This is a genomic window from Bradyrhizobium sp. AUGA SZCCT0158 (assembly GCF_018130065.1).
GTDB lineage: Bacteria > Pseudomonadota > Alphaproteobacteria > Rhizobiales > Xanthobacteraceae > Bradyrhizobium.
Genome location: NZ_JAFCME010000032.1, coordinates 37,644 through 59,029 on the forward strand (window position 1 = coordinate 37,644; position 21,386 = coordinate 59,029).

Here is a 21,386-nt window from a genome sequence, read left to right on the forward strand (position 1 = left end):
CCGAGGGCTGGCTGGCGGCTGGACCGTCCGGCGGAAAATCCGAGGCCTGCCAGGCGCCCACGGGGCGGACCATCGAATCGTCTGCTGAGAGCGATCCTGCAGGTGCCGTAACCCAAATAGCGACCACGATATGGGTCTGAAAATACATAGGCCTGAAAATACATGGGCCCGCCCAATCCTCGAAGGGATTGAGCGGGCCCGCGATCCATTTCAGTACATCCGTGAAACGACCGTTTCGAGGCCTCAGGCCAGCGACAGGTTCTCTGCGCTTACCTTGCCCCGCATCTTGTCGGTCTTGAGTTCGAACTCGACCTTTTGGCCTTCGGCCAGACCGGTCAGACCTGCGCGCTCAACGGCGCTGATGTGAACGAACACATCCTTGCTGCCGTCGGTCGGCTGAATGAATCCAAAACCCTTTTGACCGTTGAACCACTTCACAGTTCCCGTAGCCATTTTCTATTCTCCAAAGCACGTAGGCTTTCATTCCGTACGGCGATCGCACGGATTCAAATCCAATCGACGATGTCTCTGGAAAATGCCCTAACAGGCGCGTTCAGCAAGGCACGGCGGCAATCGAATGCGCGCACAACTATAGATTTTCCGGGAAATTGCAATGGCCGGTCGCCAATAAAGGCCCGCAGTCAGCGCTGCGACGCTCAAAAATGGCTGTAAGAGCGCCGTTTCAGAACGATTTCGCCGCCCTGCCCGTCGAGGAATTTCGGCGCTCCACTTCCGGCGAGCACGGTTCCGATGGAACTTACCGCCACGCCAGCGCCCTGCGCGGCTTGCACGAACGCATCGACGCGGTCTTCCGCCACCGTGCACAGGATTTCGTAATCGTCGCCACCGGCGATCAACGTTTCGATTCCGACGATGCCACGCGACAGCAGATCGCGCGCGGTATCCGACAGCGGAACCTTCTCCAGATCGATCGCAGCGGAAACACCCGACACACCGCACAGTTTGGTGAGATCGCCGGCGAGCCCATCGGACACGTCCATCGCCGCTCCGGCATGGTCGCGAACGATTTCCGCGAGCACCACGCGCGGCTGCGGTACCCGATAGCGCCCGACCAGCAGATCGCGCGCTGCTGCATCGCTCACCGCGGCATGGACCTTGCCGCCGCCGAGCACGGCAAGCCCGAGCGCGGCATCGCCGATCGTGCCGGTCACCAGCACCCGGTCGCCAGGCTTGGCGCCGCTGCGATGGACCATTTTGCCTGACGGCACGCGCCCGAACGCGGTGACCGAGACCATCAGCGGACCTGATGTCGACACCGTATCGCCGCCCAGCAGCGGACAGCCGAATTGCGCCGCGTCCTCGCCGAGCGCGGCCGCGAACGGCTTGAGCCAGGCTTCGTCGGTATCGCGGAGCGCCAGCGTCAGCACGAAACCGGCCGGCACCGCGCCCTTGGCGGCGAGATCCGAGAGGTTCACCCGCAACGCCTTGCGCGCAACGGTATCAGGCGGATCGTCGGGGAGGAAATGCACGCCTTCGACGATGGCGTCCGTCGTCACCACGATGTCGTCGCCATCAGGCTTCAGGGCCGCCGCGTCGTCGTCGAGATTGAAGGCGCCAGGGTCGGTCGCGATCGGCCTGAAATAGCGGGCGATCAGCGAATCCTCGCCGGACATGGGCGCGCTAGCCACGCGCGAACTCGTCGGCGCGGAACTGGCGCGCGATCTGATCCAGCACCGCGTTCACCATGCCGGTCTCGTCCTTTTCGACAAAGGCGTGCGCGACATCGACATATTCGGACACGACGACGCGGCCGGGCACGTCCTTGCGATGCTCCAGTTCATAGGACCCAGCCCGCAGCACCGCGCGCAAAATCGCGTCGATCCGCTTCAAGGGCCAGCCCTTCGACAGCGCGTCGTCGATCAGCGGATCGAGTTTGGCCTGATCCCGCACCACGCCCGAGACGACGTCGCGGAAAAACGCGGCTTCGGCCGGCAGGTATTTGTCGCCCTCGACCTCGTTGCCGAGCCAGTGGCTCTCGAACTCGGCGAAGATATCGTTGATCCCGGCGCCGCCAATGTCCATCTGGTACAGCGCCTGCACGGCGGCGAGTCGCGCGGCACCGCGCCGGTTGGCTTTCTTGTCCGGATTTTTGAGTGCGGGCTTCTTGGTGTCTGCCATCGTCAGGCCTTTGCCAGCCGGCGTTTGATCCGCAGCATTGCGAGCGCCGCGCGGGCGGCGTCGCCGCCCTTGTTGAGTTCACTGGCGCGCGCCCTCGCCCAGGCCTGCGCCTCGGTGTTGACCGTAATGATGCCGTTGCCGAGCGGGAACTTTCTGGCCACCGCAAGGTCCATCAGCGCGCGTGAGGATTCCATCGAGACGATCTCGAAATGAATGGTGTCGCCCCGCACCACGCAGCCGAGCGCGATCGCGGCGTCATAGGGCCTTCCGTTGTTCTCGGCGGCGTCGATCGCGATCGCGATCGCGGCGGGGATTTCTAAAGCGCCGGGCACGGTGATGACGTCATGCGTGACACCGGCCGCCTTCAATTCGGTGACGGCGCCTTCCAGCAGCGCATCCTGGATGTCGTCGTAGAAGCGTGCTTCGACGATCAGCGCGCGCGCGCCTTTGATGTCGGTCTGGTCCTTCAGGGGTGCGCGTCGTGCGTCTGCCATTATCTACCTTCTTGTCATTGCCGGGCTAGAGCGCGGAGCGCGTCTGCCGATGGGGCCCCGGCAATCCATCCTATCAGGAATCCATCCTGTTAAGAGGATGGATACGCGGGTCAAGCCCGCGTATGACACAATTGTTGCTGTTGCTATTTCATTTCCGACAGCCGCGCCGCATAGCGGGCCATCAGATCGACCTCGATATTGACCTCGCTGCCCGCGTTCCAGTCCGCCAGCGTCGTGACGCTGAGCGTATGGGGAATGATCAGCACCGAAAACACCACGTCTTCGACCGTATTCACCGTCAGCGACACGCCATCCAGGGTGATCGAGCCCTTGACGGCGATGAAGCGCGCCAGTTCCCGCGTCGTGCGCAGTTCGAACCTGGCCATATCGGGCAGATCGTCGCGCTTGACGATGCTGGCGATGCCGTCGGCATGGCCGGCCACGATGTGGCCGCCGAGTTCGTCGCCGATCTTCAGCGCGCGCTCGAGATTGAGGTTTGTGCCTTTGCCCCAGTGCTTCGCCGTGGTCATGCCGAGCGTCTCGGCCGCGGCATCGACGTCGAACCAGGTCTTGCCATCATCGACGCCGGAGGCGACCACGGTGAGACAGACGCCGTTGCAGGCGATCGAGGCGCCATCGGCGATGGTGGCGCGATCGTAGCGGCAGGCGATGCGCAAGCGGTGCAACTGCCCCTGCGCCGTCGGCGTCAGGCTGACGATTTCGCCGATATCGGTGACTATTCCGGTGAACATTTAGGGGCGCTCGTAGATCGTGAGAGTATCTAGACCAAGGCTTTCGCTAGCACGGACTTTTAGGGCGGGCGACCCGGTGAGAGCCGACAGCGGCAATGCGTCCAGCGCGGGAATGCCGCCCACGCCGACCGCCTCGGGTCCGCGCAGCAGCCATGCCTCATCGACCAGCCCCGCCGATACAAAGGACGACGCGACGCGCGCCCCGCCCTCGACCATCAGCCGCGAAACGCCCTTGTCGGACAGTGCACGCAGCACCGCCGTCACATCCAGCCCCGGCGGCGCGCTTGACGCGGCGACGCGGATCACCTGCGCTCCGGCGGCGCCGAGCTTCATGGCGGCCGGCGCTTCGGCGAGATCCGACGTCATGACCCAGAGCGGCGTCTCGCGCGCGGTCTGCACCAGACGGCTGGTGCCGGGAGTCCGCAAGCTCCGATCCAGCACCACACGTACCGGCGATAAATGCTCCATCCCCGGCAGCCGGCAGGTCAGCACCGGATCATCGGCCAGCACGGTGCCGATCCCGACCAGGATCGCATCGCACTGCGCGCGCAGCAGATGCACGCGTGTCCTTGCTGCCTCACCCGTAATCGCGACCGGCTTGTTGCCGGCGGCGCCGATCTTGTCGTCGGCGGAGACCGCCAGCTTGAGGATCACATGCGGGCGCTTGTCGCGGATGCGTCGGAAATGCCCGGCATGGTCGCATGCTGCTTCCGCGGAATTCAGGCCGACATCGACGATAATCCCGGCGGCGCGCAATTTGGCGTGGCCCTGTCCGGCCACTTCCGGATTGGGATCCTCGATCGCCGACACCACGCGGGCAATGCCCGACGCGATCACGGCATCGACGCAAGGCGGCGATTTGCCGAAATGCGAGCACGGCTCCAGCGTCACATAGAGCGTGGCGCCGCGCGCGGCGTCACCGGCGCGCTTGAGCGCATCCGGCTCGGCATGCGGCCGACCGCCGGGCTGGGTCCAGCCGCGCCCAACGATGACGCCGTCCTTGACGACGACGGCACCGACGGCGGGGTTCGGCCAGGTGCGCCCCTGCCCGCGCCGGCCGAGCGCAAGCGCGAGTTGCATGAAGCGCGCGTCCGCGGCTTTGGATTCCCTGGATTTCTGCGCGTACTGGTCTTCCAGGATACGGAAGATCATTTGCGCAACGCGGTGACCCGTGCGTCTTCCTCGCCGGACAGCTCACCGAGCACGGCTTCAAAGTCCTTGGCCTCGCGAAAGTTGCGATAGACCGAGGCAAAACGCACATAGGCGACGTCATCGAGCTGGCGCAGATGCTCCATCACGATCTCGCCGATCGCTTCCGAGGAAACCTCCGCCTCGCCGCCGCTTTCGAGCTCGCGCACGATGGCGGAGACCATCTTTTCGACGCGCTCCGGATCGACCGGGCGCTTGCGCAGGGAGATCTGCAACGAGCGCACCAGCTTGTCGCGGTCGAACGGCACGCGGCGGCCGTTGCGCTTGATCACGGTCAGTTCGCGGAGCTGCACCCGCTCGAAGGTGGTGAAGCGGAAATTGCAGGCGATGCAGACCCGCCGCCGCCGGATCACGGCGGAATCCTCGGTGGGGCGCGAATCCTTCACCTGCGTATCGAGACTGTTGCAGCTGGGGCAGCGCATCCCAAGTATCCCTTACTAGTGACCCTTACTGATAAATCGGGAAGCGGTCGGTGAGTGCCTTGACGCGTTCCTTGATCGCGGCTTCCACCAGCGGCGCCTTGCCGTCGGGCGATTGCGCCAGCGCGTTCAGCACTTCGGCGATCATGGAGGCGACCTGCTGGAATTCGGCGACGCCAAAACCGCGCGTGGTCGCCGCCGGCGTGCCCAGACGCAGGCCCGAGGTGACGAACGGCGTTTCGGGATCGAACGGAATGCCGTTCTTGTTGCAGGTGATCGCAGCGCGAACCAGCGCCTTCTCCGAGACGTTGCCCTTCAGGCCTTTGGGGCGAAGATCGACCAGCATCAGATGGTTGTCGGTACCGCCTGAGACGATGTCGAGGCCCTGCGCACGCAGCGCTTCCGCCAGCGCCTTGGCGTTCTCGACGACGTTCTTGGCGTAGATCTTGAAGTCCGGACGCAGCGCCTCGGAAAATGCCACCGCCTTGGCGGCGATGATGTGCATCAACGGACCGCCCTGCAGGCCCGGGAAGATCGCCGAGTTGAGTTTCTTGGTCAGCGTCTCGTCATTCCACAGCATCAACCCGCCGCGCGGGCCGCGCAGCGATTTGTGCGTGGTCGTGGTCGTGACATGGGCATGCGGCACCGGCGAGGCATGGACGCCACCGGCGACGAGGCCGGCGAAATGCGCCATGTCCACCATCAGATAGGCCCCAACGCTGTCGGCGATCTCGCGGAAGCGCTTGAAGTCCCAGGCGCGTGAATAGGCGGAGCCGCCGGCGATGATCAGCTTCGGCTTCACTTCCTCGGCGCGGCGCGCCACCTCGTCCATGTCGATGATCTGGTCGTCGCGGCGCACGGTGTAGTGCTGCGCCTTGAACCATTTGCCGGACATGTTGACGGGCGCGCCGTGGGTGAGATGGCCGCCGGCGGCAAGATCAAGGCCCATGAAGGTATCGCCGGGCTGCAGCAGCGCCAGGAACACCGCCTGGTTCATCTGGCTGCCCGAATTCGGCTGAACGTTGGCAAACTGGGCGCCGAACAGTTTCTTGGCGCGATCGATCGCCAATGTCTCGGCGACGTCGACCCATTCGCAACCGCCATAATAGCGCGCGCCCGGATAGCCCTCCGCGTATTTGTTGGTCATCACCGAGCCCTGCGCTTCCAGCACCGCGCGGCTGACGATGTTTTCCGAGGCGATCAGCTCGATCTCGTGGCGCTGCCGGCCGAGTTCACCCTTGATGGCGGCGGCGATTTCCGGATCGGCCTCGGCGAGAGTGGCCGTGAAGAACGAGTCGGGCGCGGAGGCGGTTTTGCTGCTGGAGGTCATGGGCCGAAATATCTCCACCGCCGCAAGGCCTTAAGCGGCACAGCGGTCGGTTACGTGTGGCGGTCGAAAGAAGCGCTTGCGAGATACCACATCGGCCCGGGCCGGCCAAGCACTTGCGGTATCCGTCTGATAGTTATGCAAGATATGGTGGGGATGGCGGGGATGCCAGTCCGGCGCCACTCCCCCCGCTGTCGCCCCGGCCTTGAGCCGGGGCCCATACGCCGCAGCCGCCATTGTTAAAAGAAGGTCTCAGACACCTTTGTCCTACCGAGGGGCCGCGGCGCCGCGATGAGCGCAAATGCGCTCACGCTGGGGTTCCGGCGTTCGCCGGAACGACGGCCTATTTCGCAAACCGGTACGCCCCGCCCTTTTCGATCGAGCGCTGGAACGCCGGGCGCGCGTGCATACGCGTCAGCCAGGCCGCCAGGTTCGGATACGGCCCAAGCTTTTCGAACACCTTTGCCATCTCGCCGACAAAGCTCATCTGGATATCGGCACCCGACAATGACGGGCCGATGAAGAACTCGCGCCCCTTCAGCGCGCGGTCGACATAGCCGAGATGATTGGCCAACTCGCTGTCGATGCGCGGATGCAGCGGCGCGCCCGCCTCCTTCAGCCTGCCGACATAGAGGTTCAGCATCAGCGGCAGCATCGCGGACCCTTCCGAATAATGCAGCCACTCATTGTACGCCTCATAGTCGGCGCTGCCGGGCGCCGGCATCATCGCGCCTTTTCCGTATTTGCGGATGATGTAGTCGACGATCGCACCGGACTCCGCGATCGTGGTGCCGCCATCGGTGATGACGGGCGACTTGCCGAGCGGATGGATCGCCGTCAGTTCCGGCGGCGCCAGCCGCGTCGTGGCATCACGCTGATAGCGCTTCATCTCATAGGGCGTGCCAAGCTCTTCGAGCAGCCACAGGATCCGCTGCGAGCGGGAGTCGTTGAGATGATGAACCGTGAGCATGGCAGTTTCCTCAATAGGTTTCTTGTTGGTGTTGTTGTTTACCAGAGATTTCTAACGCCGTCATTGCGACCAACGGGTCGCGCGAATGCGCGCCCGATGACAGGCTCCGCGAAGCAATGACGAGGCGCAAACACACCTTTGCCTGGTATCGGCCTGCGGTGCTAGGTTTTTGCCAACGAGGAGAGAACGATGCGTATCGCAATTGTCGGCACCGGCGGCGTAGGCGCCGGTTATGGGGCGGCGCTGGCGAAAGCCGGCGCGGATGTCACCTTCATCGCGCGCGGCGCGCACCTGGCGGCCATGAAGCGCGACGGATTGAAGGTTCAAAGCCCGCGCGGCGACATCCATCTGGTGCCGACACAGGCGACCGACAATCCCGCCGAGATCGGCAAGGTCGATTTCGTGCTGTTCTGCGTCAAGCTGTGGGACGTCGAAAGCGCCGGGATCAGCATCAAGCCGCTGATCGGCCCCGATACGGCTGTCATCCCGCTGCAGAACGGCGTCGATGCCGCAGAAAGGCTGATCCCGATACTCGGCGAAAACGCCGTGATGGGCGGCGTCGCGCAAATCAGCGCCAACATCATAGCATCAGGCGTGATCCAGCAGGTCGGCACCTTCATGCGCATCGTGTTCGGCGAACTCGACGGCAGGGCTAGCCCGCGCGGCGAAGCATTTCTTGCGCTCTGCCAGAAGGCCGGCTTCGAGGCGAAGCTGAGCGACGCGATCCTCACCGAACTTTGGATGAAGTTCATCCTGCTCGCCGCCAACGCCAGCGCGGTGGCGCTGGCGCGCCAGCCGATCGGTGCGCTGCGCGACGATCCTGATATTCGCCCGGTGCTGATGTCGGCCTACCGCGAAGTGATGGATGTCGGCCGCGCCTATGGCGTGGCGCTGCCGGACAACGCAGTGGAGACGACATCAGGATATTCCGACAGCCTGCCCGCGCACCAAAAGCCGTCGATGGCGCTCGACCTCGAACGCGGCAACCGGCTGGAGCTGCCCTGGCTCGGCGGTAAGGTGGTCGAACTCGGCAAGAAGCTCGGCGTGCCCACGCCGACGCACAGCCTGATGTATGCGATGCTGAAGCCGTACATCATGGGCAATCCGGGCTGAGGCGCGAGGCGCCATGTCCTTTACATCGCCGGACATCTCGGCACTGTAGCCACCACTTTGCGACGCGCCTCGATGCGCGACATCACGGAGAAGCATATGCCGCTTGTCGAGAACGCCACGATCAGGAAATTGCGGGCGGGCGAGCTCGCCCTCGGATTCGGCCTGCACCATTTGCGCACCGCGGCAGCGGGCATGATCGCCGCGGCGACCGGGCATGACTGGATCTTCATCGACGTCGAGCACGGTGCATTTTCGCAGGATGACGTCGCGCAGATCTGCATCGCCGCGTTGCCGACCGGCATCACGCCGATCGTCCGGATTTGCGCAGGCGCGATTGATGAAGGCACGCGGGCGCTCGACAACGGCGCCGCCGGCGTCATCGTACCGCATGTCGATACGGTCGATCAGGCCCGGCGCATTGCTAGCGCCTTTCGTTATCCGCCGTTGGGGTCGCGGAGCTGGGGCGGACCATCCGCGCTGTTCGGTTACAAGCCGCCCGGCGCCGCCGAGGCCCAGGCCGCCATCAACCAGGAAATCCTGGTCGTCGCGATGGTCGAGAGCCCTGGAGGCGTGGCCAATGCCGCCGGGATTGCCGCCGTTGACGGGATCGACGGCTTGCTGATCGGAACCTCCGACCTGACCGCGGAGATGGGTATTTCCGGTCAAATCCTGCATCCGCGCGTCGAGGAAGCCTATCGCAGCGTCGGCGCGGCGTGCCGCAAGGCAGGCAAATTCCTCGGCATGGGCGGCGTCTACGAACCGGACGCCATGAAGCATTATGCCGATCTCGGCGCGCAGTTCATCCTGACGGGATCGGATCACGCTTACATGCTGGCCGGCGCCAGTCTCAAGTCGGCCTCGTTGCGGAAGCTCGAAGCGGATCGCAAGGCGGGCTGAGCCAACTCACATCCCGGTATAGCCTGCCTTCACCGGATCGGTGGAGCCGTCGAGCTGGCGCAGATAGGTCAGGCCGCACACGGTCAGGCGGTGGGTGTCCTTTTCGCCGGCCTCGAATAGCGTCTTCACATAGTCGGTCACCTTCTCGCGCGCTTCATCGTTCGCGGCAGAGCTACGGTTCACCAGCAGGTCATAGGTGTGCATGATGCGGTCGATGGCGGCTTCCATGAAGTTCTCCGGTGGGGATCAGGCGATGTAGGTTTCGGCTTCGAATTTGGCGATCGCCTTGTTGGCGAGGCGGATCTTGTTGAGTTCGCCGCGCTGAAACATCTGCACGATGATTTCGAGCAGCCGCTCGTCGGTGGCGAAAGTATCCGGGATGGCGCCGGTCCTGCGGAGATAATTCGAAGCGATGGCGTAAGCGTCGCCCACCACCTCGACATTCATCACCCGCAATCCGCGCTCGACGAGCATGTTCTTCGGTCCCCGTGTCAGCGATATAATGCGCGAGCCCGGCACAAGTTCCATTGCGGGAAACCGGCTGTTTGCTGGGCGCGCGCCTATGCCCGCGTGACCTTAGAGTCGAGGTGCAGCTTGTTGTTTTGATGCGCTTTATCAGGTGAAACTGTGTCCGCCACCACTCGAAGCGGCCATGCCCGAAGCGGTCTTGCGCGCGCCGCGAAGGATGACGCCGCGGCACTCGACACTCAGGCCCAAAAAGCAAAACGCACCGGATCCGGTAACCCGGAGCCGATGCGCCTTGGGCAGGGCTTACTGCCTTGCCAGTTCATGATCCGCTGTTGGCTGCCGGTCTTCTGCGTGGCCGGCTTGGCCGCGGATTCGAATTCTTATTTTACGCGTTTTCTTCACGCGAACCGGAAGTCCACTTCGCTCGAAAACGCTATGTAAATCTCAGAGCCGATACAGGATCTGGTCGGTCCAGAACCGCTCGAGCCGATGCAGCGACTTGTTCAGCGTCGCGAACTCCTCGTTCGAGATGCCGCCGACCTGCTCCACGGTCTTGACGTGCTTCTGATACAGCGCGTCGACGATCTTGCGGATTTCCTGGCCCTGCGAGGTCAGACGGATGCGGACCGAGCGGCGATCAACGCGCGAACGCTGATGATCGAGGAAGCCGAGCTCGACGAGCTTCTTCAGATTGTAGGAGACGTTGGAGCCGAGGTAATAGCCGCGCGTGCGCAGCTCGCCTGCGGTCAATTCCTTGTCGCCGATGTTATAGAGCAGCAGCGCCTGCACCGAGTTGATATCGGCGCGGCCGCGGCGATCGAATTCATCCTTGATCACGTCAAGCAGCCGGCGATGCAGCCGCTCCACCAAAGTCAATGCTTCAAGATAGAGCGGCTGCACCGGAGCTTGACCGGCAGAGCGTTCAGCGGTTTCCACCGCCGTTGCAACGGCTTTCATCATGACATTCCCCTGTTGTCGTTTTTATCGACTTATTCGACGAAACTTTTGTCCCGCCTGATAGCTTCAACTTAAGGGGGCCGTTTGAAGATCCGCTTAAATAAGACAATAAAGAGATCATGAATTTAAGACAGTGAATCGCGGATTAAGCCCATGGATAAAGGGCTTTTCGCAAGATTTCATTGACGGTGGTGGGCCTCTGTTCACGCTTCGTCTGGAAGGGTTGTCGCATTCCAAAACAGGTTCGTTTGAATTCGAAACGCCTGGGTAACCGACGCGAGGGAACCCTTTACGGTGACTGAAAAGTTACCGCGAAAATCGTCGAAAATCTTACGGGATGGCGCGGCCCATTCTGGGACGCAGGTGCGCTGGCGCAATTAACAGTTCGGGCTTCATCCTTCGAGACGCCACTGCGTGACTCCTCAAGGTGAGGTCGAGCAGTTCAGTTCAGGATGCGCTCTTAGGACCCTCATGGTGAGGAGCGCGGCAACGCCGCCCGTCTCGAACCATGTGGCCGGCTATTCGCAGCAAGATTCCAGCAAAACGGAGGACGTGCGCACGACTGCTATGGCGGCCGTTCGCGCGCGGCCATCCAGGCGAGTGCGAGATAGGCTGCCAGCATTACGGCTTCGACGCCGACCACCGTCAGGCTGCCGCCGTAGATGCCCGGAAACATCAATTCGATCACCGCCATCGACACGACTGTGGTGAGCCACACCACCGCGCCCCAGGGCGTCGCAAGCCACAGGCCTACGGCGGCGACGAGTTCAATCACGGCGAAATAGATCGTCGCGGTCTGCCAGGCCATCGACTGATTTTCGAACGCCTCTTCCTCGCCGCCGATGAAACCGGTCACCTGCGCCCAATGGTAAAGGCCCTTGGCGATCGAGATGACCGCCATGATGCGCAGGAACAGCACCAGCCGCCGGGTCCAAGCGTTGTCATCAGGCTCGATCCGCTCGGACGAGATCGCCGCCACCGACATCGCATTGTCCCGGGCATTGTCCCTGTTATCCCGCGACGGGTCGCGCGCGGAGGTGTCAGACATGAGAATCGGTGCTCACAGGCGAAAACGGGTCCTTATAGGCGGAGTCTTGGTATAGGCAGAGTCTTGGCCCGCCGCGTCGGCAAAATCAATTGCCGCTGGCGCAAATCAAGCTGCGGTGACGCGGCCGTTCCGGAATGCTAGAATTAGACCAGGTCCAAATCAGGCCAAATCAGCCTTCCGCCGGGGAGTACCATCATATGGCGATCAAATTCGGGCGTCCGATCGAAATGCGCGACGCTCCGCGGCACCAGACCGCCCTCACCTCGGCCCCGCTCGACCTCGCGATCCGCCCCCGGCGCAACCGCAAGGCCGAATGGGCGCGGCGGATGGTGCGGGAAAACGTGCTGACGACCGACGATCTGATCTGGCCGTTGTTCATCGTCGGCGGCCACAATACCCGCACCGCGGTCGCCTCGATGCCCGGCATCGACCGCATCACCGTCGATCAGGCGGTCCGTGATGCCGAGCGCGCGGCGAAGCTCAACATCCCCTGCATCGCGCTGTTCCCCTATACCGACCCTTCACTGCGCGACGAACAGGGTTCCGAGGCGCTGAACCCCGACAACCTCGTCTGCCAGTCGGTGCGCGCGATCAAGAAGGAATTCCCGGGCCTAGGCGTGCTCTGCGACGTGGCGCTGGATCCTTTCACCAGTCACGGCCATGACGGCCTGATCGAGGACGGCCGGATCCTGAACGACGAAACCGTCGCCGTGCTGGTCCGCCAGGCGCTGGTGCAGGCCGAAGCCGGCTGCGATGTGATCGCGCCTTCCGACATGATGGACGGCCGCGTCGGCGCGATCCGCGAGGCGCTGGACGATGAAGGCTTTACCGACGTGCAGATCATGTCGTACGCGGCGAAATACGCCTCCGCCTTCTACGGCCCGTTCCGCGACGCCATCGGTTCGGCAAAGACGCTGACCGGCGACAAGCGCACCTATCAGATGGACAGCGCCAATTCCGACGAAGCGCTGCGCGAGGTCGAACTCGACATCGCCGAGGGCGCGGACATGGTGATGGTCAAGCCCGGCATGCCCTATCTCGACATCGTGCGGCGGGTAAAGGACACCTTTGCGATGCCGACCTTCGTGTACCAGGTGTCGGGCGAGTACGCGATGATCGCGGCAGCCGCCGGCAATGGCTGGATCGACGGCGAACGCGCGATGATGGAAAGCCTGCTCGCCTTCAAGCGCGCCGGCGCCGACGGTATTTTGACGTACTTCGCGCCGAACGCGGCGGAGAAGATCAAGGCGGAGAGCTGAAGCCTTCGTAGGGTGGGCAAAGCGCCGTGCCCACCAACTTTAGCGGCGGAGACAATGGTGGGCACGGCGCAAGAGCGCCTTTGCCCTACGCGTTCCTCAAGTCCGCAGCCCCCGAATCGCCTGAATATTGCCGTTTGGTAACCGTCGCGGCCCTTGCGCGCGCAGGCGCGGTTCCCATGTCTCCGCTTGATGTCTCGGCATGCGGGAATATGCACGTTCTGGAGGACTGATCATGTCGTATAGCGGTTCGGGTAATACCGGTGGCGGCGGCTGGCGTAACGATGGCGGCGTGCAGCCGCATGCGTTCGACCCCGATTTGCAGCCGGAACTGTTTCGCGGCCTGCTGACGCGGCGGGTGTTCGCCTTTTTGATCGACCTCGTCGTGCTCTCGGTCCCGGTGATCCTGGGCTACATCTTCATCGCGGTGTTCGGCCTGATCACACTCGGGCTCGGCTGGGCGCTGTTCTGGCTGGCCTGGCCGGCCACGATCGTCTGGGCCATCGTCTATTACGGCTCTTCCCTCGGCGGGCCGCATTCGGCGACCGTGGGCATGCGCGTGATGGATCTGGAACTGCGCACCTGGTACGGCGCGCCGGGCTATTTCGTGCTCGGCGCCACCCACGCCGTGCTGTTCTGGGTGTCGATCTCGTTCCTGACGCCGCTGGTGCTCCTGATCGGCTTGTTCAACGGCCGCCGCCGGCTGCTGCATGACATCGTGCTGGGAACCGTCGTCATCAACAGCTCGGTTCGCACACAGGTTGTACCTCCGGCGCGCGCCTATTGAAGGGATGTCACACTCCAAATTGATTGACCGTCAGCCCGCGCGGCGCGATGCTCAGGTTTGTTCGGCCCGGATCAGGATCGGGGCCGAACTGCCCTCACCGGTACCAATTGTTCACCGGAAAGCGTTATTGTTCGTGTTTCGGAGGCCTGACGACCCGACGTGACCCAGCATTCGCGTGATACCCCGCAGTTCTACCTGACGGCGCCCTCGCCCTGCCCCTATCTGCCGGGACGGCACGAGCGCAAGGTGTTCACGCATCTGGTCGGCGACAAGGCCGGCGACCTCAACGACCTCCTCACCCATGGCGGCTTCCGGCGCAGCCAGTCGATCGCCTACCGGCCGGCCTGCGACCAGTGCCGCGCCTGCGTTTCCGTGCGCGTCGTCGCCAACGAGTTCCGGCCCTCGCGCAATTTCCGCAAAATTCTCGCGCGCAATGCCGACATCATCGGCGAGCAGCGCAGCGCGGTGCCGACCTCGGAACAATATTCGGTGTTCCGCGCCTATCTCGACCGGCGTCACCGCCATGGCGGCATGGCCGACATGACCGTGCTCGACTACGCCATGATGGTGGAAGACAGCCACGTCGAAACCCGCATCATCGAATACCGCAAGCGCAACGTCGATTCCGGCATCACCGGCCGCGGCGACGAGCTGATCGCCGTCGCCCTGACCGATGTGCTCAGCGACGGGCTGTCGATGGTGTATTCGTTCTTCGAGCCGTCGGAGCACAGCCGCTCGCTCGGCACCTTCATGATCCTCGACCATATCACGCGCGCAAGGCGGCTGGGGCTGCCTTACGTCTATCTCGGCTACTGGATCGAAGGCTCCAAGAAGATGGACTACAAGGGCCGCTTCCTGCCGCAGCAGCGGCTGGCCCCCTCAGGCTGGCTGCGCATCGACGCGTCAGGCGAAGTACTGACCGAGCCGCAGGATTGAAGATGGCGAATGGCGAATAGGGAGTGGCGAATAGGGTAACTTCCATTCGCTACTCGCCCTTCGCGACTTCTTCAGCCAAACAGCGTGTCGTACAGCAGCTTGACGTTCAGCGTCACGATGATCCCGGCGACGATCCACGCCAGCGTGGCGACCGAACGCGAAATCGCGAAATCACCCATCTTGCGGCGGTCGGAAACGAATCGCACCAGCGGGATCACCGCGAACGGCAATTGCATCGACAGGATGACCTGGCTGAAGACCAGCAGGTTGGACGTGCCCTTCTCGCCATAGAGTGCGGTGACGATCACGACGGGGACGATCGCGACGCCGCGGGTGACCAGCCGCCGCGCCCAGTTCGGCAGGCGCAGGTGCAAAAAGCCTTCCATCACGATCTGGCCGGCCAGCGTGGCCGTTACCGTCGAGTTGAGGCCGGACGCCAGCAGCGCGACGGCGAACAGTGTCGAGGCGATCCCGAGGCCCAATAGCGGCGACAACAGCTCATACGCCTGCCCGATCTCGGCCACATCGGTACGGCCGCTGGAATGGAACGTCGAGGCGGCCACGATCAGGATCGCGGCATTGATGAACAGCGCCAGCATCAGCGCGATGGTCGAGTCCGTGGTCGCCCATTTGATCGCATCGCGCCGGCCCTCGTCGGTGCGCGGATAGGCGCGGGTCTGCACGATCGAGGAGTGCAGATAGAGGTTATGCGGCATCACGGTGGCGCCGATGATGCCGATCGCGATGTACAGCATCTCCGGATTGGTAACGATCTCGGTCGACGGCAGGAAGCCGCGCAGCACCGCGGCAACCGGCGGCGCGGCCGCGAAGATCTGGATCGCAAAACAGACCGCGATGACGATCAAAAGCGAGATGACGAAGGCTTCGAGGAAGCGAAAACCCTTGTTCATCAGAAGCAGCAGCAGGAAGGCGTCGAGCGCGGTGATCAGCGCGCCGCCGATCAGGGGAATGCCGAACAATAGCTTCAGCGCAATCGCGGTGCCGATCACTTCCGCCAGATCGCAGGCGATGATCGCGGCCTCGCAGGCCAGCCACAGCATGAAATTGACCGGACGCGAAAAGCTGGCGCGGCAGGCCTGCGCGAGATCGCGGTCGGTGACGATGCCGAGCCGTGCGGCGAGCGCCTGCAGCAGGATCGCCATCAGGTTCGACAGCAGGATCACCGACAGCAGCGTGTAGCCGAACTTCGATCCACCGGCGAGGTCGGTCGCCCAATTGCCGGGATCCATATAGCCGACGGAAACCAGATAGCCGGGCCCAAGAAACGCCAGCAGCCGGCGCGCCCAATGGCCACCCAGCGGCACCGCGATGGTCGCGTTGACTTCGGCCAGACTGCGCTGCCTGTTCGCTGCGGCGTCGGCGCGCCAGCCGGCGTCGGCGTCTTGCAAGGCCACAGCCAAGCTCTCCGAATTAGTCTTTCGGCCCAATTCGGGCGTTCGTGCATCCATCTCATCAAGATGGTCGAAATTCGCCCTTATTGCAACTCATTTGCAACTGCATCTAGTGATCACCCTAAGATGATACCGGCAGACGAGAAATTCGCGTCGAGACCGGCCTGCGCGCACGTCTGGTGACCCTCGGCCTGCGCGACCGCGCCAGTTTACGTGGCTGGAACCATGAACCGGCGAATCCCGCTCGACGACAAACAGATCGCGATCAAGGGACCAACAACCATGACCATCAGCACAGTCCGAGGACGCGTCTTGGTTTCATTCGAAGTTCCGGGCTACCTTGCCGGTTGGGAGTGCCCCTTCCCGGCTCACCTGGTCTCAGACGGCCCGGCTTACGAGATCGACATCGCCGTCAAATCCCAACCGGAGAAGGCCATGACCCACGAAACGGCGATCACCGAACGCCTCGCGCGGATCAAATCCTCACAATGAGCGCCGTCATCGACCTCCTGCTGGCGGCGGACGTCCGCCCCTTCACGATCGCCGCGGCGATCGTGGCAGTGCTTGCCGTGATCGAATTGCTGTCGACGATGGTTGGGTTTTCGCTCAGCCACATCGTCGGCAAGGATGTCGAGATCGAGGCCGACGGCCACAGCGCCATCTCCGGCCTGTTTCTCTGGATCAATGCGGGGCGCGTTCCGCTTTTGATTCTTTTGATGTTGACGCTTGGCATGTTTTCGATCGTGGGATTTTTCCTGCAGGCCATCGCGCACAGTGTTGGAATTTCTCTCCCGGTTTCGCTCGCCGCCGTCGGCGCCATCATCGGCGCCATTCCGGCAGTCCGGGTTACCAGCCGCGCGATCTCACGCGTGATCCCGCGCGACGAGACCTATGCGGTCGATGAGGCCGACTTCGTCGGCCAGGTCGCCGTGGTTTCGATCGGTCCGCTCGACCAGGGACTGCCCGGCCGCGTCCGTCTCAAGGATGTCTTCGGCAACTGGCACTCTGTCCCGGCGCGCGCCGGCCCCGATTCGAAAGCGCTCGCGGTCGGCACCAGCGTGTTGCTGGTCGACCGCGACACCAGGAGCTTTATCGCGATTGCCGCACCAGCCAACCTCATTGCACAACAATGGTCATCAGACAGGGCATGAACATGTGGGAACTTGCAGTACCGATCGCTATCGGCGTCCTTCTCTTTGTCATCATCGGCTTCATGTTCGCGACGCTGTACCGGCGTTCGACCCGCGACGAGGCCTATGTCCGGACCGGTCTTGGCGGCCAGAAAGTCGTTCTCGACGGCGGCTCCGTCGTGCTTCCGGTTTTCCATTCCACGGCAGCCGTCAATCTGAAGACGTTGCGGCTGGAGGTCGCCCGCGGCGGCCCGGACTCGCTGATCACCAAGGACCGCATGCGCGTCGACATCGGCGCCGAGTTCTACGTCCGTGTCAAACCGGACATGTCGTCGATCGCGCTGGCCGCGCAGACGCTCGGCAACCGCACCAACGACGCTGCTGAACTGCGCGAACTGATCGAGGCGAAATTCGTCGACGGCCTGCGCTCGGTCGCCGCCACCATGCATCTCGAAGAGCTGCAGGAACAGCGCGCGACCTTCGTCAAATCGGTGCAGGACGCGGTCGGCGCCGACATCCAGAACAACGGCCTCGAGCTTGAATCGGTCTCGCTGACGAGGCTCGACCAGAGCGACATCAAGCATTTCAATCCGAGCAATTTCTTCGACGCGCACGGCCTCACCACGCTGACCAAGATCACCAAGGAGCGTGAGCAGGAGCGCAACCAGATCGTCCGCACCACCGAGGTCAACATCGCGCAGCAGGATCTGGTCGCCCGCCAGACCACGCTGACGATCGAGAGCACCAAGCGTGAGGCGGAACTGGCGCAGCAGCGCGACATCGCCAACAAGACCGCCGCGATGCGCGCGCAGACCGCGCAGGTCGAGCAGACGGCGCTGCAGAACGAGGCCGAATACCGCATCCAGCAGGAACTGGCCGTCGCCAACGTCCAGACCGAGGCCAACCAGGCCCGCGACACCAAGAAGATCGAGGCTGATCTGGCGGTGAAGCGCCGCACCACCGAAATGGAACGTGATCTTCAGATCGTGGCGCAGGAAGCCGCGATCGTCGTCGCCACCAAGAACAAGGAGCAATCCGAAGCGCAGACCATCGCGGAAACGGCGCGCGCGCTGGCGATCGCAGCCGAAGAAAAGGTCACGACGGCACGGGCCACCGAAATCGCCGAGCGCGACAAGATCATCAACGTGATCGCGGCGCGCAAGGTGGCGGAAACCGACGCGATGCCGATCACCGTGATGGCGGAAGCCGAACGACAGGCCGCCGCCAACAAGGCGGAAGCGATCAACGTGCTCGCCAAGGCCGACGCCGACGCCGCAACCACGCGTGCGACCGGCGTCAAGGCGCTCGGTGAAGCCGAGGCCGAGGTGGCGGCGCTCAAGGCCGAGGCCCGCAACAAGCTCGGTGCCGAGATGATCGAGTACGACCTCAACCTCGCCCGCATTAATATCATTCCGAGCGCGCTGGCCGAAGCGGTCAAGCCGATCGAGAAGATCTCCGACATCCGGATCTTCGATACCGGCGGCATGCTCGGTCGCGGTGGCGGCAACGGCGCGATGAACGGCGGCGGCAATGGCGGTCTCGGACTCGGTGATGGTCTCGCCGCGCAGCTATTGTCGGTATCGGCGTTCAAGCCGATGATCGACAGGATTCTCGGCGAGGCTGGCTTCCCGGCTGGCCCCGACGGCATGACCAGCCTGTTGAATGCGCTGCGTGCCGGCAGCGGCCCGCTGACCGAAGCGGAGTTGCCGGCGCCTGCCGACAGCCCCGCAACGCCGCCGACCACCATCTCGGGCACGGGCAAGGCGACGCTCGGACCGAAGTCGTAGTCGCGATGACGGTCTGAGCCGCCGTCAGATCGCAAACAGAGAGAAGCCCGCCGCAGTCGATGCGGCGGGCTTTTTTTACGCCTTGCCGGGCACGGCGCGTTCGTCCCCCTTCATTTCCTTATTGCAAATGCTTCTCATTAGTGACACTAGTTGCGAATAATTCGCAATTGCAGGTCAGGGAGACGGTCGATGCGTCAGCTCAAGCGGGCTTTTGGCGGCAAGGACGGAGACCATGACGATTTCCACTTTGGCCATTTTTCCCAGCATTTTTTCCTGCCGCACCAGCCTCACGGTTCACATGACACGCACGACGCCCACCCCTCTCACGGATCCCATGGTTCTCACGGGGGCCACGGCTCTCATGGCCCGCATGACGGCCCGTCGTGCCAACCGGGTCCGCAGCCGGTAAAAATCGAGTACCGCAGCTTCGACGGCTCGCAGAACAACCGGTCCGATTCCACCCTCAACGCCGCCGGCACCGAATTCGCACGTATCGGGACGGCGCATTTTGCCGACGGCATTTCCGTGCCGCTGGGCGGCAACAATCCGCGCACCATCAGCAATCTCGTGGTCGGCGCCGGCGATGCCGATGTGGCGAACCCGGAAGGTGTTTCCGCGTTCATGTACGCCTGGGGCCAATTCATCGATCATGACATCACGCTGACCCGCACCGACGGCGTCAACGACATCAGCGTCGTGGTTCCCGCCGGCGATCCCGTATTCCCCGCCGGCACCATCATTCGGATCACCCGCGCCGTCACCGATCCCACGACCGGTGCCGGCACGTCCAATCCGGCGATGGCGGTCAATTCCAATTCCGCCTGGCTCGACGCCTCGATGGTCTACGGGTCGAGTGCAGCGGTCGCCGCCAGCCTGCGCACTGCCGACGGCCACATGAAGACGTCAGCGGGCGACAACCTGCCAATCGTCAACGGCATGGTGGTGGCCGGCGACGGCCGTGCTGCGGAAAACCCGGCGCTAACCGCGCTGCAGACGCTGTTCGTGCGCGAACACAATTACCAGGTCGACAAACTGCACCTTGAGCATCCGAACTGGAGCGGCGACCAGCTCTACAATTACGCCCGCGCCATCGTGTCGGCGGAAATCGCCAACATCACCTATTCCGAATTCCTGCCGAACCTCGTCGGCAAGGACGCGCTCACGCCCTATGACGGCTACGACCCCAATGTCGATCCGCATTTGACGCTGGAATTCGTCGCCGCGGCGTTCCGCTTCGGACACTCGATCGTCTCGGGCGAAACCGAAGGCCTTGCGGAGAACGGCGAGGTCATCGCCGGCTCCGAGGAAGACCTGAAAGACGTGTTCTTCCAGCCGGCGGCCAACTTCATCGACAATGGCGGCGCCGACGGACAATTGCGCCATCTGGCCGCCGATCCCTCGCAGGCGCTCGATGCGCGCATCGTCGAGGATCTGCGTAATTTTCTGGTCGATGCGCCGGTGTCGATGGATCTCGCCGCGATCAATATCCAGCGCGCCCGCGACCTCGGCCTCGGCACGCTCAACCAGACCCGTGAAGCGCTCGGGCTCGACCCCTACACGGATTTCAGCCAGATCACGAGCGACCCGCAGACGCTGGCCGGGCTGAAGGCGGCCTACGGCAACGTCAACAATGTCGGCCTGTGGACCGGTGGCCTGTCGGAAAACCATGTCCCCGGCGCGCTGGTCGGCGAAACCTTTCAGGCCATCCTGACGATGCAGTTCGAGGCGCTGCGCGACGGCGACCGGCTCTGGTTCGAGAACCAGGGTTTTGACGCCAAGACGTTGTCCGAGATCAAGGGCACGACGCTCGCCGACATCATCCTGCGCAACACCGACACCAGGCACATCCAGGATGACGTCTTCGTCACCTATGTCCGGCACACCGGCCTTGCCGGCGGCGTCGAGTCCGAAGACCCCGACGCCCGCCAGATCGTGATCGGTTCCGATGGCACCGACACCCTGATCGGCGGTCCGCAAGGCGATTACCTGTTCGCCGGCACCGGCAAACAAACCATGACAGGCCATGCCGGCGCCGATCGTTTCGTGTTCGATACCGGCGCCACCAAAGCCAGGATCACCGACTTCGATCCCGGCGTCGACCTGCTGGTGTTCGAGCATGCCGGCCGCCTCGACTTTCGCGATGTAAAAATCTCGGGCAATCACGGCAACACGATCGTGCACGTCGGCGACGACTGGATCGAATTGATGGGTGTGCGGCCCTATATACTCAGCAGGCACGACTTTCTGTTCGACGTCTGATGGGTCAGCAAGACGTGGATGGCCGG

Annotated in this window: 23 protein-coding genes; 9 read left to right on the forward strand and 14 right to left on the reverse strand. The window is 63.4% G+C overall.

The features are described from left to right. Window positions 1-243: 243 nt before the first annotated feature. From JQ574_RS30460 to JQ574_RS30500, 9 genes are all read right to left on the reverse strand, one after another. Window positions 244-453, reverse strand: coding sequence for a cold-shock protein (locus JQ574_RS30460; protein ID WP_192733570.1), 210 nt, complete (start codon window positions 451-453; stop codon window positions 244-246). A 203-nt stretch (window positions 454-656) separates the two neighbouring features. Next, window positions 657-1,634, reverse strand: a complete 978-nt coding sequence (gene thiL, locus JQ574_RS30465) for a thiamine-phosphate kinase (RefSeq protein ID WP_212208245.1) — start codon at window positions 1,632-1,634, stop codon at window positions 657-659. Window positions 1,635-1,641: 7 nt separating this feature from the next. Continuing rightward, a complete protein-coding gene (gene nusB / locus JQ574_RS30470; RefSeq protein WP_212208180.1) occupies window positions 1,642-2,139 on the reverse strand; it encodes a transcription antitermination factor NusB in 498 nt (165 codons plus the stop codon). Between the two features lie 2 nt (window positions 2,140-2,141). Beyond that, on the reverse strand, window positions 2,142-2,633 hold the full coding sequence (gene ribH / locus JQ574_RS30475) for a 6,7-dimethyl-8-ribityllumazine synthase (protein WP_212208181.1): 492 nt from the start codon (window positions 2,631-2,633) through the stop codon (window positions 2,142-2,144). A gap of 143 nt (window positions 2,634-2,776) precedes the next feature. Then, window positions 2,777-3,385 (reverse strand): riboflavin synthase, encoded by a 609-nt coding sequence (locus tag JQ574_RS30480; protein ID WP_212208182.1) that lies wholly within the window; start codon window positions 3,383-3,385, stop codon window positions 2,777-2,779. Then, window positions 3,386-4,537: a bifunctional diaminohydroxyphosphoribosylaminopyrimidine deaminase/5-amino-6-(5-phosphoribosylamino)uracil reductase RibD gene (gene ribD / locus JQ574_RS30485; protein WP_212208183.1), complete on the reverse strand. Its 1,152-nt coding sequence runs from the start codon at window positions 4,535-4,537 to the stop codon at window positions 3,386-3,388. Further along, window positions 4,534-5,016, reverse strand: a complete 483-nt coding sequence (nrdR, locus tag JQ574_RS30490; RefSeq protein WP_192733576.1) for a transcriptional regulator NrdR — start codon at window positions 5,014-5,016, stop codon at window positions 4,534-4,536. Before nrdR ends, ribD begins: the two co-directional genes overlap by 4 nt. A gap of 25 nt (window positions 5,017-5,041) precedes the next feature. After that, window positions 5,042-6,343: a serine hydroxymethyltransferase gene (gene glyA, locus JQ574_RS30495; protein ID WP_212208184.1), complete on the reverse strand. Its 1,302-nt coding sequence runs from the start codon at window positions 6,341-6,343 to the stop codon at window positions 5,042-5,044. A gap of 340 nt (window positions 6,344-6,683) precedes the next feature. After that, window positions 6,684-7,310 carry a glutathione S-transferase family protein gene (locus JQ574_RS30500; RefSeq protein ID WP_212208185.1) on the reverse strand — a complete coding sequence of 209 codons (627 nt, stop codon included), beginning with the start codon at window positions 7,308-7,310 and terminating at the stop codon, window positions 6,684-6,686. 189 nt (window positions 7,311-7,499) lie between these two features. On the opposite strand from JQ574_RS30500, the gene JQ574_RS30505 reads away from it, so the two are divergent. Next, complete coding sequence (locus JQ574_RS30505; protein WP_212208186.1) at window positions 7,500-8,423, forward strand: ketopantoate reductase family protein; 924 nt, start codon at window positions 7,500-7,502, stop codon at window positions 8,421-8,423. 72 nt (window positions 8,424-8,495) lie between these two features. Beyond that, window positions 8,496-9,320: an HpcH/HpaI aldolase/citrate lyase family protein gene (locus JQ574_RS30510; protein ID WP_212208187.1), complete on the forward strand. Its 825-nt coding sequence runs from the start codon at window positions 8,496-8,498 to the stop codon at window positions 9,318-9,320. Window positions 9,321-9,326: 6 nt separating this feature from the next. On the opposite strand, the gene JQ574_RS30515 is transcribed toward JQ574_RS30510, so the two are convergent. From JQ574_RS30515 to JQ574_RS30530, 4 genes are all read right to left on the reverse strand, one after another. Beyond that, window positions 9,327-9,548, reverse strand: a complete 222-nt coding sequence (locus tag JQ574_RS30515) for a hypothetical protein (RefSeq protein WP_212037750.1) — start codon at window positions 9,546-9,548, stop codon at window positions 9,327-9,329. Between the two features lie 18 nt (window positions 9,549-9,566). Further along, window positions 9,567-9,794, reverse strand: coding sequence for a hypothetical protein (locus JQ574_RS30520; protein WP_212208188.1), 228 nt, complete (start codon window positions 9,792-9,794; stop codon window positions 9,567-9,569). 438 nt (window positions 9,795-10,232) lie between these two features. Then, entirely contained in the window at window positions 10,233-10,748 is a 516-nt protein-coding gene (ldtR, locus tag JQ574_RS30525; RefSeq protein WP_192733585.1) for a transcriptional regulator LdtR, read from the reverse strand. A gap of 562 nt (window positions 10,749-11,310) precedes the next feature. Beyond that, the gene (locus JQ574_RS30530) at window positions 11,311-11,793 is read right to left on the reverse strand and encodes a DUF6163 family protein (protein ID WP_192733586.1); all 483 of its coding nucleotides are present in this window, start codon (window positions 11,791-11,793) and stop codon (window positions 11,311-11,313) included. A gap of 197 nt (window positions 11,794-11,990) precedes the next feature. Here JQ574_RS30530 and hemB point away from each other — a divergent pair, with 197 nt between their 5' ends. The 3 genes from hemB (at window position 11,991) to JQ574_RS30545 (ending at window position 14,772) form a co-directional block, all read left to right on the forward strand. Then, window positions 11,991-13,052 (forward strand): porphobilinogen synthase, encoded by a 1,062-nt coding sequence (gene hemB / locus JQ574_RS30535; protein ID WP_212296229.1) that lies wholly within the window; start codon window positions 11,991-11,993, stop codon window positions 13,050-13,052. 232 nt (window positions 13,053-13,284) lie between these two features. Continuing rightward, window positions 13,285-13,836, forward strand: a complete 552-nt coding sequence (locus tag JQ574_RS30540; protein WP_212208190.1) for an RDD family protein — start codon at window positions 13,285-13,287, stop codon at window positions 13,834-13,836. 159 nt (window positions 13,837-13,995) lie between these two features. Continuing rightward, window positions 13,996-14,772 carry an arginyltransferase gene (locus JQ574_RS30545; RefSeq protein ID WP_212208191.1) on the forward strand — a complete coding sequence of 259 codons (777 nt, stop codon included), beginning with the start codon at window positions 13,996-13,998 and terminating at the stop codon, window positions 14,770-14,772. A gap of 71 nt (window positions 14,773-14,843) precedes the next feature. On the opposite strand, the gene JQ574_RS30550 is transcribed toward JQ574_RS30545, so the two are convergent. Continuing rightward, window positions 14,844-16,241, reverse strand: a complete 1,398-nt coding sequence (locus JQ574_RS30550) for an Nramp family divalent metal transporter (RefSeq protein WP_212208192.1) — start codon at window positions 16,239-16,241, stop codon at window positions 14,844-14,846. Window positions 16,242-16,409: 168 nt separating this feature from the next. Between JQ574_RS30550 and JQ574_RS30555 the strand changes: the two genes are divergently transcribed. From JQ574_RS30555 to JQ574_RS30570, 4 genes are all read left to right on the forward strand, one after another. Further along, window positions 16,410-16,676, forward strand: a complete 267-nt coding sequence (locus JQ574_RS30555; protein WP_212208193.1) for a hypothetical protein — start codon at window positions 16,410-16,412, stop codon at window positions 16,674-16,676. An 8-nt stretch (window positions 16,677-16,684) separates the two neighbouring features. Further along, window positions 16,685-17,335: an OB-fold-containig protein gene (locus tag JQ574_RS30560; protein WP_212208246.1), complete on the forward strand. Its 651-nt coding sequence runs from the start codon at window positions 16,685-16,687 to the stop codon at window positions 17,333-17,335. Window positions 17,336-17,337: 2 nt separating this feature from the next. Beyond that, entirely contained in the window at window positions 17,338-19,101 is a 1,764-nt protein-coding gene (locus JQ574_RS30565; RefSeq protein ID WP_249119703.1) for a flotillin family protein, read from the forward strand. A gap of 189 nt (window positions 19,102-19,290) precedes the next feature. Then, entirely contained in the window at window positions 19,291-21,360 is a 2,070-nt protein-coding gene (locus JQ574_RS30570; protein ID WP_212384138.1) for a peroxidase family protein, read from the forward strand. Window positions 21,361-21,386: the final 26 nt, after the last annotated feature.